Source organism: Microcoleus sp. Pol12A5, assembly GCF_036701435.1.
GTDB lineage: Bacteria > Cyanobacteriota > Cyanobacteriia > Cyanobacteriales > Microcoleaceae > Microcoleus.
The window spans coordinates 1-13,757 of sequence record NZ_JAUBQU010000143.1 but is presented as its reverse complement, the minus strand read 5'-3'; the positions used below and the strand labels follow the sequence as shown (position 1 = coordinate 13,757).

General features: G+C 44.5%; 15 protein-coding genes. 8 read left to right on the top strand and 7 right to left on the bottom strand.

Annotated features, from left to right (window positions below; all coding sequences use genetic code 11):
- The 3 genes from QUA45_RS24995 to QUA45_RS24985 form a co-directional block, all read right to left on the bottom strand.
- Positions 1-194, bottom strand: a 194-nt coding sequence (locus QUA45_RS24995; protein WP_333222428.1) for a hypothetical protein, incomplete at its 3' end; no start/stop codon positions are given.
- A 324-nt stretch (positions 195-518) separates the two neighbouring features.
- Entirely contained in the window at positions 519-1,028 is a 510-nt protein-coding gene (locus QUA45_RS24990; RefSeq protein WP_333099313.1) for a DUF3122 domain-containing protein, read from the bottom strand.
- A gap of 110 nt (positions 1,029-1,138) precedes the next feature.
- On the bottom strand, positions 1,139-2,113 hold the full coding sequence (locus QUA45_RS24985) for a hypothetical protein (protein WP_333099311.1): 975 nt from the start codon (positions 2,111-2,113) through the stop codon (positions 1,139-1,141).
- 618 nt (positions 2,114-2,731) lie between these two features.
- Here QUA45_RS24985 and QUA45_RS24980 point away from each other — a divergent pair.
- Entirely contained in the window at positions 2,732-3,637 is a 906-nt protein-coding gene (locus QUA45_RS24980; RefSeq protein WP_333222426.1) for an AraC family transcriptional regulator, read from the top strand.
- Positions 3,638-3,790: 153 nt separating this feature from the next.
- Positions 3,791-5,317, top strand: coding sequence for an NB-ARC domain-containing protein (locus QUA45_RS24975; RefSeq protein WP_333222424.1), 1,527 nt, complete (start codon positions 3,791-3,793; stop codon positions 5,315-5,317).
- 16 nt (positions 5,318-5,333) lie between these two features.
- On the opposite strand, the gene QUA45_RS24970 is transcribed toward QUA45_RS24975, so the two are convergent.
- Positions 5,334-5,702, bottom strand: coding sequence for a c-type cytochrome (locus tag QUA45_RS24970; protein ID WP_333222422.1), 369 nt, complete (start codon positions 5,700-5,702; stop codon positions 5,334-5,336).
- A gap of 74 nt (positions 5,703-5,776) precedes the next feature.
- Positions 5,777-7,264: a glycerol kinase GlpK gene (gene glpK / locus QUA45_RS24965; protein WP_333099305.1), complete on the bottom strand. Its 1,488-nt coding sequence runs from the start codon at positions 7,262-7,264 to the stop codon at positions 5,777-5,779.
- Between the two features lie 98 nt (positions 7,265-7,362).
- Between glpK and QUA45_RS24960 the strand changes: the two genes are divergently transcribed.
- Positions 7,363-7,947, top strand: a complete 585-nt coding sequence (locus QUA45_RS24960; RefSeq protein WP_333099304.1) for an endonuclease dU — start codon at positions 7,363-7,365, stop codon at positions 7,945-7,947.
- Positions 7,948-8,075: 128 nt separating this feature from the next.
- Here QUA45_RS24960 and QUA45_RS24955 read toward each other — a convergent pair whose 3' ends face one another.
- Complete coding sequence (locus tag QUA45_RS24955) at positions 8,076-9,278, bottom strand: hypothetical protein (RefSeq protein ID WP_333222420.1); 1,203 nt, start codon at positions 9,276-9,278, stop codon at positions 8,076-8,078.
- A 314-nt stretch (positions 9,279-9,592) separates the two neighbouring features.
- Here QUA45_RS24955 and QUA45_RS24950 point away from each other — a divergent pair, with 314 nt between their 5' ends.
- From QUA45_RS24950 to QUA45_RS24935, 4 genes are all read left to right on the top strand, one after another.
- Positions 9,593-9,796 carry a hypothetical protein gene (locus tag QUA45_RS24950; protein ID WP_333222418.1) on the top strand — a complete coding sequence of 68 codons (204 nt, stop codon included), beginning with the start codon at positions 9,593-9,595 and terminating at the stop codon, positions 9,794-9,796.
- A gap of 425 nt (positions 9,797-10,221) precedes the next feature.
- The gene (gene apcA, locus QUA45_RS24945) at positions 10,222-10,707 is read left to right on the top strand and encodes an allophycocyanin subunit alpha (protein ID WP_015176901.1); all 486 of its coding nucleotides are present in this window, start codon (positions 10,222-10,224) and stop codon (positions 10,705-10,707) included.
- Positions 10,708-10,883: 176 nt separating this feature from the next.
- The gene (gene apcB / locus QUA45_RS24940) at positions 10,884-11,369 is read left to right on the top strand and encodes an allophycocyanin subunit beta (RefSeq protein ID WP_006634930.1); all 486 of its coding nucleotides are present in this window, start codon (positions 10,884-10,886) and stop codon (positions 11,367-11,369) included.
- A 265-nt stretch (positions 11,370-11,634) separates the two neighbouring features.
- On the top strand, positions 11,635-11,838 hold the full coding sequence (locus tag QUA45_RS24935; RefSeq protein ID WP_006634929.1) for a phycobilisome linker polypeptide: 204 nt from the start codon (positions 11,635-11,637) through the stop codon (positions 11,836-11,838).
- Between the two features lie 111 nt (positions 11,839-11,949).
- On the opposite strand, the gene QUA45_RS24930 is transcribed toward QUA45_RS24935, so the two are convergent.
- On the bottom strand, positions 11,950-12,372 hold the full coding sequence (locus QUA45_RS24930) for an EamA family transporter (RefSeq protein ID WP_333151676.1): 423 nt from the start codon (positions 12,370-12,372) through the stop codon (positions 11,950-11,952).
- Positions 12,373-12,408: 36 nt separating this feature from the next.
- On the opposite strand from QUA45_RS24930, the gene QUA45_RS24925 reads away from it, so the two are divergent.
- Positions 12,409-13,629: an FtsW/RodA/SpoVE family cell cycle protein gene (locus QUA45_RS24925; RefSeq protein ID WP_333222416.1), complete on the top strand. Its 1,221-nt coding sequence runs from the start codon at positions 12,409-12,411 to the stop codon at positions 13,627-13,629.
- Positions 13,630-13,757: the final 128 nt, after the last annotated feature.

The window sequence follows — 13,757 nt, the reverse complement described above, 5'->3', positions numbered from 1 at the left end:
CGCGATCGTAACAATTCCAAAGCTTGCTGTTTCACCCTACCCTCCATCACCTCTTTTTGCAAATTAATAAAAGCCTCAAAATCTTCTAAGCCGTACTTAGTCATCTGCAACTGCTGTCGCAACTGTTCTTCGGCCTCAACCGTTAAGTAACCTGTTGCCAAAGCTTTTCGGACAATTTTACTGATTAAAGTCATAGTAGCTTCACCCTGAATACACCTACGTTAAAACACTGAAGTTTTGTCAACCGACTAACTCAGCTTTTAGTTTGTTTCATAATTACCCTTCAAATTGGTTAAATCTACCTTAAGGTCTATGTAAATAAAGTTATTTTTGATACATCCCTGAAGCTTGAGCGATTTTAAATCTACAGTGCGATTAATTGATTTATGTAGTTTTTGCCCTACTCTATTATTCTTCAATAACGTTAAATCTACCTTAAGGCATAATTTAAACATAGCGATTTGTGACATTGGAAATTGTATGGACTTTAAATGTAGACACAAATTAAATTGGTATAATTAATTTCTGTCTAACAACAGTCGCCATTCTCTGACAGCAAAAGGAGGAACCAGCAATTGTGTCTCATTTTGATTTTTCACGGGCAAATTCAACTGCAAAGGTCGATTACTTTCCAATTGTGTAATTATTGATTTGAAATCGTATTCTCCGACATTAATTGGCAAACCCGATTCGTTCCAAATATCATTAGCATTGCCAATTTCGCGCTTGCCCGCAGCAACTTTCAGCGGAACCGGGTGCTGCAATTCTGTTCCGGGAAATCCTACTAATCTCAGATTTAAAGACTTTACTACTCCCGACTTTACTCGCTTGTACAAAACAAATTGCCATGCTTTATCGTCTGTATCACGCAGGCTTTGTACGGATCGGAACATTACTGTCTCAGCAGTTTCGGGATATTTGTGAATCGAGGCGAAAGCGGGCGGGCTAACCGCTAAGATTAGATACAAACACAAGCTAATTACAGTTAAAGCCTTGAAAAGCGAAGGTTTTGTACTGAGATTGTTCATAGGATGACCAAAATATCGCTTGTTACCCAAAAGTTTAATAGATAAAAAAGTAGGGTGCGTCGCACGCACCCTACTACTCATTTTAAACCTAGATGAATCCAACTGCCTGCTTAGGCGGGAAGAGCATAAAAAGCAACCCCCTCATCCCGGAAATCTGACCTCCCCTGTACCGCCCGCCGCTGGTTTGGGTCTGCGGTGAAAAAGTGTGTAATATTTTGCGGATTTTCCCGTTCCCTCGCCAGGTTGGTAAAACGAAAGACGGGTATCGCACCCGAAACAGCCGTGTTATATGAATTGAAAGCGTCTCCGTCAGCACGGAACTGCGGTAAGTTGTCGCGAATAAACTGTATGTCAGTAGGTTTATTCGTATAGAAATAGGTTCCTGATGCTGTATTGAAGAAGCGTTGAACCTTTGCGTTACCGTTGGCTGGAGCGATAAATTCATCGCCTTCACTCTGGTAACGAAAAGGGTTGTTTAGTCGGTCATTTTTCTCTGTCGGGTCTGTGGTATAAAAATGCCCTCCTGCCGCCTTGTCAAAGAAACGCGCGACGGGAAGATTGCCTGTTAGAGGGTCCCCGCTACCGCCCCCGATGATGTTGCCTTGTGCATCTAAAGTCGCACCTGTTATGGGGTCTTTCAAGGCGACATTGCCACTGGGAGTGGAAACCTGTAATGTGAAAGGCTCAGGAAGTGATGTTAAGGTCTCAGGGCTAGTCACGCGGACTACATAGTCCACACCAGGCTGACTTCTAAGCGGGGGAGCAGGAAAAGTTGGTAGGTCACCAACACCCGGCGCTATTTTTGAGTTGAGGCTGCCGCCGCTATCATCATCCTGAGCAACAAGAATACCCCTATCAGCGACATTCGCACCCTTGCTGCCTTTGAATACCTGAAAGACTTGCACGTAAGGGTCATAGCTACTGCCCACATCATTTTTAAAAAGATCGATTGATATTGGCTGATTAACTAACTCTACCTCTAAGATGTAATCTTTAGCGCGAGTTGTTGTATCAATAGAACCCAAGGGAGGTATGATAATCTTGTCAGTTGCAGTTAGCCGATTGGTCAGTTGAATTGATGCCATTTAAGCTGTCCTCTTAACTTTTTTGATAGCAGGTGTTATAAAATACTGCCTTCTACATTTATAAAACACTCAAGACCGATAAGTTACCTAAGAGCTATTAGTATTTTTATTAGGTATTTTTGTGAGAAATACACCAGATTAAAATTATTTCTTTAAATTAAATTAATAATTAACAATACTTAGCGGGACTTAAACAAAGTTTATCTTGAAAATAGGCTCAAACCCATTCGCTATAATGGTTTCAGATCGTTTTTTTTTGCTATTCTGTTACTACAACTGGTTTGAGCCTCCATTACCCGGAGCGAGCTAAACTATTTACCCACAGCGGAATACAAGCCGATTTTAGTCAGCAATTTGTTTAAGTCCCGTTAGGAAAGTTTTTGAATGAAAGCCTAAAAATGCCATTCTACCGTTTGTATCGGGGCTTGATGAAAGCCTGAAACCCTGATTATATAGTTAGCGATTGAAAACTATCCTAAGTGTTATTTATAGAATTAGTCCGCCTATCTACTAAATTTGGCATATTATACAGAAAGTTTCCGTATAACTCGTAGTTATACCGATGAGGTAGCTACTGGAGAAAAATTTTATCCATAGGGATTGGAAGGACTTAAAAAGATGCTAACAGAAAGACCTTTAGCTGTTGATTATTCTCAACAAGATGCAACTTCAAAGTTTGTTCAGCGCCCGCTCGTTCACTCCAGTCATGACGCGGGATGGAAAAATATTCATCTAGCACACTATCAACTGCCTGCAATGGAAATTCCTGAAACATCTGGTTCTCAACATATAATTTGTCTTCCATTTTGGAAGGAGCCAACAGAAGTGGAATTAGCCTTTGATGGTAAGCGTCACCTAGTGCAGCATGACCGGGATGAAACGGGTTGCATTGAAATACTTCCTGCTTACGCACCTATTAAGGCTAGGTGGAGTCAGGAAAATGATATCACTCACTGCTACCTTGAGCCTACATTTCTTAATCATGCCGCCTATGAGTCAGTAAACCCAGATCGAGTTGAAGTTAATCTGACGCTTAAAAAACCCGATCCGCTAGTTTGGCAAATTATCTTAGCACTGACAGCAGTATTGGAAAACGATCCAAATAATAGTTGCTTTTATGCGGATTCAATGGCGACGGCTCTAGCGGCTCATTGCTTAACATATTACTCAACCCGTAAGCATACTCTGATGGAATATGAAGACGGCTTGTCAAAATACAAACTGAAGCAAGCTATTGAATACATCAACGAGCATTTTAGTGAAAATGTCTCGTTAGCAGAAATTTCAGCCGAATTAGGTATGAGTCAATACTATTTCTGTCGCTTGTTTAAGCAATCGACTGGAATGACTCCTCATGCCTACTTAATTCAGCAACGAGTAGAGCGATCGAAGCAACTACTGAAGCAGACAGAATGGACAATAAACAATATTGCGATCGAGTGTGGCTTTGCCAATCCCAGTCATTTTGCAAAGTGCTTTCGCCGATACACAGGCATTTCACCTAAACAGTTTCGCATGATTTAGCAAGATTGTGTTCTAATCGCAAGGAAGTGTTCGACTTGAACTGGCAAAACAGATTAAAGTCGCTTACAAGGTGGCATCAGGTGCATCTAACTTTTTCCGACGGAAAAAGTAGCTGTATCGAGTTGACGGGGTGTTTACTTATTATGAATATACATGACACAGCGAAATAAACTTTTGCAAATACCAGCACAGAAATTTATAGAGGCTGCGGCTGGCTGGAATCTCGAACAGTTATATGCAGACTTGACAGCAGCCAAACAAGAGTACGCCAGCAGTAGAAAGCAGCGACTCACTCCTTTAGAAAAAACTTACCTGCGAGGATTGCTTTGCAATTATAGTCCGGTGGAAATCGCCGCCGCACTCCACCGCGAATGTGCCGGTATTAGAGTAGACTTATCGAGAGGGCTGTATCGCTACATTCAAGTTTTGACGCTGCAACAACCGAAAGACTGGAAAGAAATCCCAAAAATGCTAGAAATACGTGGTTATCAACAAAAGGGTAGTGGAAAAACATTCCTTCCTACATTGAGAAATTCTACTCAAACTCCCCAAACTCCCATCGAAAATCGAACTGAATGGGGGCTAGCGGTGGATACGTCTATTTTCTGCGGGCGCACAACAGAACTTGCTAACTTAGAACAATGGATTTTACAAGAAAACTGCCGCTTAGTTGCTGTATTGGGTATGGGTGGCATTGGCAAAACTGCTTTAGCATCTAAGCTAACAAATCTGATTAAACACCAGTTTGAGTGCTTAATTTGGGTCAACCTCAGTCATGCACCTATGTTGGCAGATACTCTGGTCAATTTAATCGAATTTTTATCTGATAAACCGCAAAGCGATTTAGATAAATTGCAGTTCATTACTCAGGATAAAAAATTTTTTCAAGCTGCGAACTCGCAGCTTGAGTTTTCCCTGGAGAACCTAATCGCTTCCACAAATGCAATAGAACAGACAATCATCGCTGATGGTATCCAGCGCCTGATTCAGTGTTTACAAAAGCGTCGATGTTTGATAATCTTAGATGAGTGGGAAGCTGTTTTCTGCACTGATCAGTTAACAGGAAATTATCGAGAAGGATATCAAGTGTATGGGGAATTTCTGAAACAAGTAGGAAAATCGCAGCATCAAAGTTGCTTGCTGTTGACAAGCTGCGAAAAACCTAAAGAAATTGCTGCGTTAGAAGGTCAAAATCAATCGGTACGGTCATTGAAATTGGGTAGTTTGGGAGAAGCGGCTGTGGAAATCCTTAAAAACAAGGGTTTGTCTGAAGAAGGTGAATACTCACAATTGATAGAGGCATACAGCGGCAATCCTTTAGCGTTAAAAATAGTAACGACAACTATTCATGATATGTTTGGGGACAGCATTGCTAACTTTTTAAGAAATGAGCTATTTCTGGGAGATTATAGCGATACGTTATCTCGGCAATTTAATCGCTTATCAGAATTAGAAATCCAGCTATTACACTGCATGGCGAAAGAAGTCAAGCCTGTTGGTTGTGAAAATTTGCACTCCGATATTCAGCAAGAGAGGGGTTTAGAATTGCTGAAGGCGTTAGAATCGCTTTTACGACGATCGCTAATTGAAACAGTCCCAGCCGAAAGTGAAACTCTGTTCGCGCTTCAACCTGCTGTAAAGAAATATCTGATGTCTGTGGCAAGATTGCCTAAGCTATAAATAATCAACCGAGGTGCTATTTCCAATCGGTTTCGGCTTGGGATAGCACGTAAGCTGAAACATCGATAATTTGTTGTTTCGACAAACGATCTTTGTAAGCGGGCATAATACCTTTGCCGTTGGTTACTAAGTTGGAAATGTTGGCGATTGAATCCATGCCGTATTTTTTCAATGCTTTTTGTTTCAAGTTTTTGCCACGCTTGATAATGTTGCTGCCGTTGATGTGACAGCCTGCACAGTTGGCGCTGAAAACTTCTGCTGCGGTGGGATTTGTCGCTGTATCTGCGATCGCAATTTGGGAATTAGTGGCGATTTCTACAAATGCCAGTGTCAGTATCAATAGAAAGGTGGTGAGAGTTTTTTTAAAGTTCTTTAGGGAAATCATCTATTTGCAAGTTGAAAAATAGTGCGGGATTTAAGGATATCACTAAATACGGATTTTGGGGTTAAATCAGCGATTTATTCTTCCCAATCGAATGTGCGGGAAACTGCTTTTTTCCAAAAGCGATATTTTTGCTCGCGAAGTGCGATCGGCATTTTCGGCTCCCAAGTACAATCCACCGCCCAATTGTCGCGCAATTCGGCTAGCTGACTCCAAAAGCCCACCGCCAAACCAGCCGCATAAGCCGCACCAAGTGCAGTAGTTTCTGCTACCACAGGTCGCACCACAGGCACTCCCAAAACATCGCTCTGAAACTGCATCAGCGTGTGATTTCCCACCATACCTCCGTCTACTTTTAAAGACAAAAGCTGCACTGCTGAATCCTGATTCATCGCATCCAATATTTCCCGCGTTTGCCACGCTGTCGCTTCCAATACTGCGCGGGCAATGTGTGCCTTAGTCACGTACCGAGTTAAACCTGCAATTACTCCCCGCGCGCTGTCTTTCCAATAGGGTGCGTAGAGTCCCGAAAATGCCGGTACAACGTAAACTCCCCCACTATCTTCGACTGTATTTGCTAATGTTTCTACTTCAGCAGATGTGTTGATGATGCCCAAATTGTCCCGCAGCCACTGCACTAGAGCTCCGGCGATCGCAATACTGCCTTCCAAAGCATACACAGCGGGCGATTCCCCCATCTTGTAGGCGACTGTTGTTAGTAATCCTTGCTTTGAAGGGACGATCGCCTCACCGGTATTCAGCAGCATAAAACAGCCCGTGCCGTAAGTATTTTTCGCCTCCCCCAGACTGAAACAAGTTTGCCCGACCAGGGCGGCTTGCTGATCGCCCAAAGCAGCAGCAATTGGAACACCTGCAAGCAATCCTTTTGCAGTTCCAAAAACTTGACTGGAAGGGCGAATTTCTGGCAGCATCTGGCGGGGAATTGCCATTATTTCCAAAGTTTCGGCATCCCAATCGAGAGTTTGCAAATCCATCAGCATCGTGCGGCTGGCATTGGTAACATCGGTAATGTGCGCGCCGCCAGTCAGGTGCCAAATCAGAAAAGTATCGACATTGCCAAAAATCGCCTCCCCTCGATCTGCAGCTTCCCGCAATCCTGGAATATTGTCCAGCATCCACTTAATTTTCGGCCCGCTGAAATAAGTTGCCAGCGGCAAACCGCATCGTTTTTGAAATCGATTTTTGCCCTCAACCTCAGCTAATTGATCGCAAATAAAGCGAGTGCGGGTATCTTGCCAAACAATCGCATTTCCGTAAGGTTTGCCAGTTTTTCTGTTCCAAACAATAGCAGTTTCGCGCTGGTTGGTAATACCGAGAGCAGCAATATCTTGCGGGTCGATATCGCCTATTTCGAGGGTGTTTTTAATTACGCTTTGAGTGCGCTGCCAAATTTCATCGGGATTGTGTTCAACCCATCCTGGTTGCGGATAGATTTGCTGGTGTTCTTGTTGGTTGCTGCAAATTATCTGTCCCAGGCGATCGAATATGATAAATCTGGTGCTGGTGGTTCCTTGGTCGATGGCTGCTACGTATTTTTTTGCCAATTGTCTAAAACCTTTTTAGTAATGAGATATTTAACGTATATGATACTATGTAAGACACAACCTAATCTCAAAAACTTTAGTTTAGGGAACTCCACAAGTTGAAACTGGCAGATTTGCTCAGGCTCGATCGCACAATTAAAGTTATTGGCTTTGACGACGCTCCCTTTTCTCGTACAAGCGGGAGTCTGGTATCGATCGCAGGCATAGTCTGCGGGGGAACTCGATTTGAAGGAATGGTGTGGGGACAAGTCCTCCCAGACGGATTAGATGCCACGGATGCTATTTCTGGGCTACTCCTCGGAGGCAAATTTCTGCCGCAATTGCATCTGGTTTTGCTAGACGGAATAGCTTTCGGCGGTTTCAATATTATTGACCTTACCGAGTTAGCATCGCGGCTACAAATTCCTTGTGTTGCTGTCATGCGCCGCCAACCAAATTTAGCTGCTGTTGAAAAAGCCCTCCGCCATTTACCCGACTCGGAATACCGTTTAGAATTGTTGCGCCGCGCTGGGAAAATTCACGCTTTTGAACCTTTCTTTTTTCAAGTTTGCGGCGAACAACCGGAAGTAATAGCGAGGGTTCTTCAGCGTTTGACAGACACTGGTAAAGTTCCTGAAGCTTTGCGTTTAGCTCATTTGATTGGTGCGGCGGTAATTAATGGAGTTAGCAGCAGTTCTGCTTGAATTATTGTTAAGAACGGGCAAGATGCCCGTTCCACAAAGAGTAAGTTTTTGGGGGTTGGGATCCTGCGCGCCCATGAAAAGCTTATTGTAAATGATGTTATTCGATGAGTTTTTACCTACCTACTTACTTACACAATTTCGCCGTCAATTTCACCGAATTCAATTTGAGTTCCCAATGCCAAAGTCAGGGTACTTTCAGGTTCTACCATTTTTATATCGCCTTGAATGTCTGTAGCCCACCAAGCGCGATCGCACAAATTTGTCAATCCTAACGAAAGCTCGTTTCTCGATCGAGAAGTGACTATAGCTACAAGACCGTTAGATGCTGCGGCTGTTAAACTCGGTATGTCAGAGGTAAATAGTTGAGTTCCCGCACTCAGAGGAATAACTCGACTGGCTAATTTTAGAGATAATTGGCTGCTAGTAAAAGAATTTACTGCGGGCTGATCTGATATAAAGGTAGGCGGAATATTTGCTGGTGTTGGCGTTGGCAAGTCAGAGTTTCCTACTGTAATTGTACAGTTACCGATTCTCTTTTGGTCGCCCGATCGCAAATAACTGACCGCCCCGCTATCGACATTCTCGCAAACAATTTGACCTGCTTCCAATTCAAACCGCATGGCCAAGGGCGAAACATTAGGAATGCAGATAATAGACAAATTTTCATCACTGCCAAAAGTCACTGGTTCCGAACCCAGAGTGAGAGTGCGATTTGCTCCGGTATCGTAACTAATTACCAGCCAAGCTTTGTTAAACAAAGTTTCTGCTACAACTAGCATCATTCCAATCCAAAAACCGATCGCAGCACAGCCAGCTAAGCGGCCTGCGGTACCAGATAGATTGTAAGCAAACAGAATAAACAAACAGCCGCCCAAAACTCCTCCAACACCGCCGCCTCCCGTGCCGCGAAGCGCTCCCAAATTAGGAATCCGCTGTGCAAGTCCCAGTCCTAACAAACTGCCAGCTATTCCCCAGCAAATTACTCGTAATAATTCGTTGTTTCCGTCGCCAATTCCGCTGTAAATACCTTCGGCGATCGCCCCAGAAATCGCTCCTGCTATTAAACCAAACAATCCGCCATTTTTTAAAGCCTGTTTAATTTGAGGCTTGCCTTTGATATAGTAATAATAGCCGAACATGATAGCAGTAGCAATACCACCGCCTACCAATCCAAACCAGCGACCTGTAGACAATACACTGTCAAAAAAAGATTCCGAACCAGGGAGTCGCTGCATGAAAGGTTCGGTGATGAGATTGCCGACGAAACCGCCGACAGCACCGCTAATCCCAAACTGCAAAGCTTTTTTAAGGGCTGATAGATTTCTTTTCACGGCGCACCAGATTAAAAGTGAGAGTCAAATCTAGCTACAAGCTCGAAAGTTACGATTTCCGATGATTCTGATATCTGGCATCGCGATCGAGAACAGGGCCGACGGTCTGTTGCACAAACACAAAGAGTGAGTGTTCTTATGGGTAGTAGGAGTTGGGCAGGAGCCATGGGTGTCAACTTAAGCTTTTAGTCCGCCAGTCTTCCCGCTCACCCGGCAGTCCTAAGCGGGAATTCATTCCCGCTTAGGACTGCCGGTTTTACCTTAAGTTGACAGGCCTTGGACAAGAGATCCCGCCCGTCCACGATTTATTGAGAATGGTGCAAGATGTGAGACGATCGCACATCTCCCCCTCTGTCTCCCTTTCCTCTCAGCAAGAAGTCTTTGACCCTCGTGCCGTCGCCCGCCACAATTTACCCTCTATGCTGGATCGGCTGCAACCCTTGCTGCCAGATAATTTTAGCAATTTTTTGAGCCGTGAAATTTTAACGCAGAACACCCTAGCGAGGGCCCAAATATGAAAAGGAATGTTACAAACTATTACAGTAACACTCAGAATGTGAACATAATGCCTCAAAATACTTGCGAGAGGTAGTTGTGTCAGAGAAGCAATATTCTTACTAACTGCCGGACAGTCACTCGATCGCCACTAAGTGGCCTGCTGCAATCTCGATCGTAAATTAAAGATCGCATCAGTCATTTATGGTATTGTAAGCGACAGGCTTAGTGCGAGCACTCACAACCGCACCGGCGTGAAGAACCAGCGCCGTTAAGCACCGAAGGCAGTCACCCACCAACAACTTCAACAGTTGCTGAGTGTGGAAAGTCCAGCCTTCCCCGTCAAAGCTCCTGCCTGAGCAGGAAAGATACGGGACGCAAGCGCCCGCCTTCGCTAGCTCAGCGCAGAGCAGTTCATATAGCAAAATATCCAGCGGGTACACACAAGATGAGTATCGTCACCAAATCAATCGTCAACGCAGACGCCGAAGCTCGCTACTTGAGCCCAGGTGAATTAGATCGGATCAAGAGCTTTGTCACCTCTGGTGAACGCCGCGTCCGCATCGCCCAAATTTTGAGCGAATCCCGCGAACGCATCGTCAAGGCAGCAGGCGACCAACTTTTCCAAAAGCGCCCTGATGTTGTTTCTCCCGGCGGCAACGCTTACGGCGAAGAAATGACCGCAACTTGCTTGCGCGACCTCGACTACTACCTGCGTTTGATCACCTACGGAATCGTAGCTGGCGACATTACTCCGATCGAAGAAATCGGTATTGTCGGCGTCCGCGAAATGTACAAATCTCTCGGCACCCCGATTGAAGCCGTCGCCGAAGGCGTTCGCGCTATGAAAAGTGCAGCAAGTTCGCTGCTGTCTGGAGAAGATGCTTCCGAAGCTTCCTCTTACTTCGACTACGTTATCGGTGCGATGCAGTAAGGAATTTCGATTTTAGGTTTTCGATTTTAGATTGAAAAATTGGGGGTTGCCGGCAACAAGTTAAAAGCTTTTGCAAATAACCAGCCATTTAAAAATCTTAAATCCCAAATCCCAAATTCCAAATTCTAGCTCCAAAATTGGACTGACTCAGCCACTTTCTAGGAAACAAGACAACCATGCAAGACGCAATTACCGCCGTTATCAATTCCTCTGACGTTCAAGGTAAGTACCTGGACATCAGCGCTCTAGACAAGCTCAAGAATTACTTTGCTTCTGGCGAACTGCGCGTCCGCGCCGCTACAGCCATCAGCGCCAATGCAGCCACAATCGTCAAAGAAGCAGTTGCTAAGTCTCTGTTGTACTCTGACGTAACTCGTCCCGGCGGCAATATGTACACCACTCGTCGTTATGCAGCTTGCATCCGCGACTTGGACTACTACCTGCGCTATGCCACCTACGCTATGCTAGCTGGCGACCCTTCCATCCTCGATGAGCGCGTGCTCAACGGTTTGAAAGAAACCTACAACTCCTTGGGCGTGCCCATCGGTTCTACCGTACAAGCAATCCAAGCAATGAAAGAAGTCACCGCCGGTTTGGTCGGTTCTGACGCTGGTAAAGAAATGGGCGTCTATTTCGACTACATCTGCTCTGGCTTGAGCTAAGACTCAGGAAGAAGGAAGAAGGAAGAAGGAAGAAAGAAGAAGAAATAACATTTATTTCTGGCGTCTTTTAACTTTTAACTTTGGACTTGTTACCTTTGGCTTTGAAAAGAGGTCAGGGAAGTTGAGAGTGATTGCTAGACCGTCAAAGGCTTGTCGAGAAAGCCCGACGAGTTTTAACGAGCTAGTCTTGACTCCTAACTCCCTGCCTTCAATCTTTAAAAAATCCATCTAATAATCTGTAAACCTACTCAGGAGTTAGTTTCCCATGAGAATGTTTAAGGTGACTGCTTGCGTCCCAAGTCAAACCCGCATCCGCACTCAGCGCGAATTGCAAAATACCTATTTTACTAAGCTTGTTCCTTACGACAACTGGTTTCGGGAACAGCAAAGAATTATGAAAATGGGCGGCAGAATTATTAAAGTGCAACTGGCTACCGGTAAGCCCGGAGCTAATACAGGTTTACTTTAAGAGCCGAAGCTGGATTAGTAGAGGGGTAAGAGGTCGCGATCGACCTCTTTTTTGTTGTTATAGTAGAAGGATGAATGTCCAAAGTTGTTAATCTAATCATTGACCAATATTTCAATAAGCAGAAAGTATAACTGCGATTATCGCTAAGAAAACAGCAAGCATTTGTGGTAATGTAATAGCCTCTTTTAAGAATAAAGACGATAATAATATAGTAATCAGCGGGTAGATAGACGTAACACTCACTACATTGGCAACTTCACCTTTACCAAGGGCTATAAAAAATACTAATGATGCCACCGTGCCACAAACGCCAACTAACATGGCAAACAAAATTCCCCTAACATCTCCCTCAAAACTAAAATTATTAGTTTGGATAATAATAAATAAAGTACTTAAAATAGCGCCAATTGCTTCATAAACAAAAGCAGTTTTGTAGTCAATATATTTAGTCGCTAAATTGCCAAAAAATCCCCACAAACCATATAATAGCGAACAGATTAATGCGTAAATTAACCAATCTGGTACTTTAGCCATCTTTGTTAGAGTTTATTGAGATCATTCTAAAATCCTATGGCTAACGACATTCGACGCTTGATTCCATTTTTTGACCCCAGCGCGTCTCAATGGGCCGCTGAGGCCCGGTGGCTCAGGTGGCTGACTTTTCTGTGGCTGTTTGTTGGGCTGACAGCATTGTTTTCGGCTTCCTATCCCATTGCCAATTATGAATTTGGAGACGGCCTTTATTATTTTAAACGACAGCTAATCGCAGTGGCGATCGGGCTGGCCGGTTTTAACTTGATGGTATACTCCCCCCTGCGGTATCTGCTGAAAACAGCTCAATTAGGCGTTTTATTGCTGCTGGGATTGCTCTGGTTGACCTTAGTTCCGGGGGTGGGAACCACTATAAACGGGGCGACTCGCTGGATATCTCTGGGCCCGGTTCCGATTATTCAACCTTCTGAGTTGATTAAGCCGTTTTTTGTTCTCCAAAGCGCCCGCATTTTCGGCAACTGGCCCCGGTTGACGAATAAAGTTCGCTTAACTTGGCTGTTAATTTTCGGTGCAATGCTTTTGGGAATTCTGTTGCAGCCGAATTTGAGCACCACGGCTTTGTGCGGGATGACTTTGTGGTTGGTGGCTTTGGCTGCGGGCTTACCTTACTTGCAGTTGGGCGCAACGGCTATGGGGGGAATGCTTTTAGCCGTTTTAAGTATTAGTTTTAGAGAATATCAGCGCCGCCGGATTATGTCTTTTCTCAATCCTTGGGCTGACCCGATGCAAGATGGCTATCAGTTGATTCAAAGTCTCCTGGCTGTGGGTTCTGGGGGCATTTGGGGTGTGGGTTTGGGGATGTCCCAGCAAAAGTTATTTTATTTGCCTATTCAGTACAGCGATTTTATTTTTGCTGTGTTTGCTGAGGAGTTTGGTTTGGTGGGAGGTTTTTCCCTGCTGCTGATGTTGGCGGCTTACTCTACTGTGGCTTTGAGAGTAGCGATGAAGGCTAGAAATAGTGAGAGTCAGTTGGTCGCGATTGGGGTGATGGTGGTGATGGTGGGACAGTCGCTGCTGAATATTGGGGTGGCGACGGGGGTTTTGCCAACTACGGGTTTGCCGCTGCCGTTTTTTAGTTACGGGGGTTCTTCGATGTTGGCGAGTTTGTTGTTGTCGGGGTTGCTAATTCGGGTGGCTAGGGAGAGTTCTGAGGCTGATGTGGTTTCTTTGGACGGCCTCCGTGGAAAGTCTGGAAAGCCGAAGTTACGATCGAACAACGGCACTGCACAACCCGAATAATTTGTCAAGTTATTTCCTACACTCGCGGATAACTAGAAACCGGGTTTTTTAACCACAATATTTGCTTAAAACCTTCAATAAGAGTCAAAAAACCCGGTTTCTTTATCTTCTGCTGCGGTATCATTCCG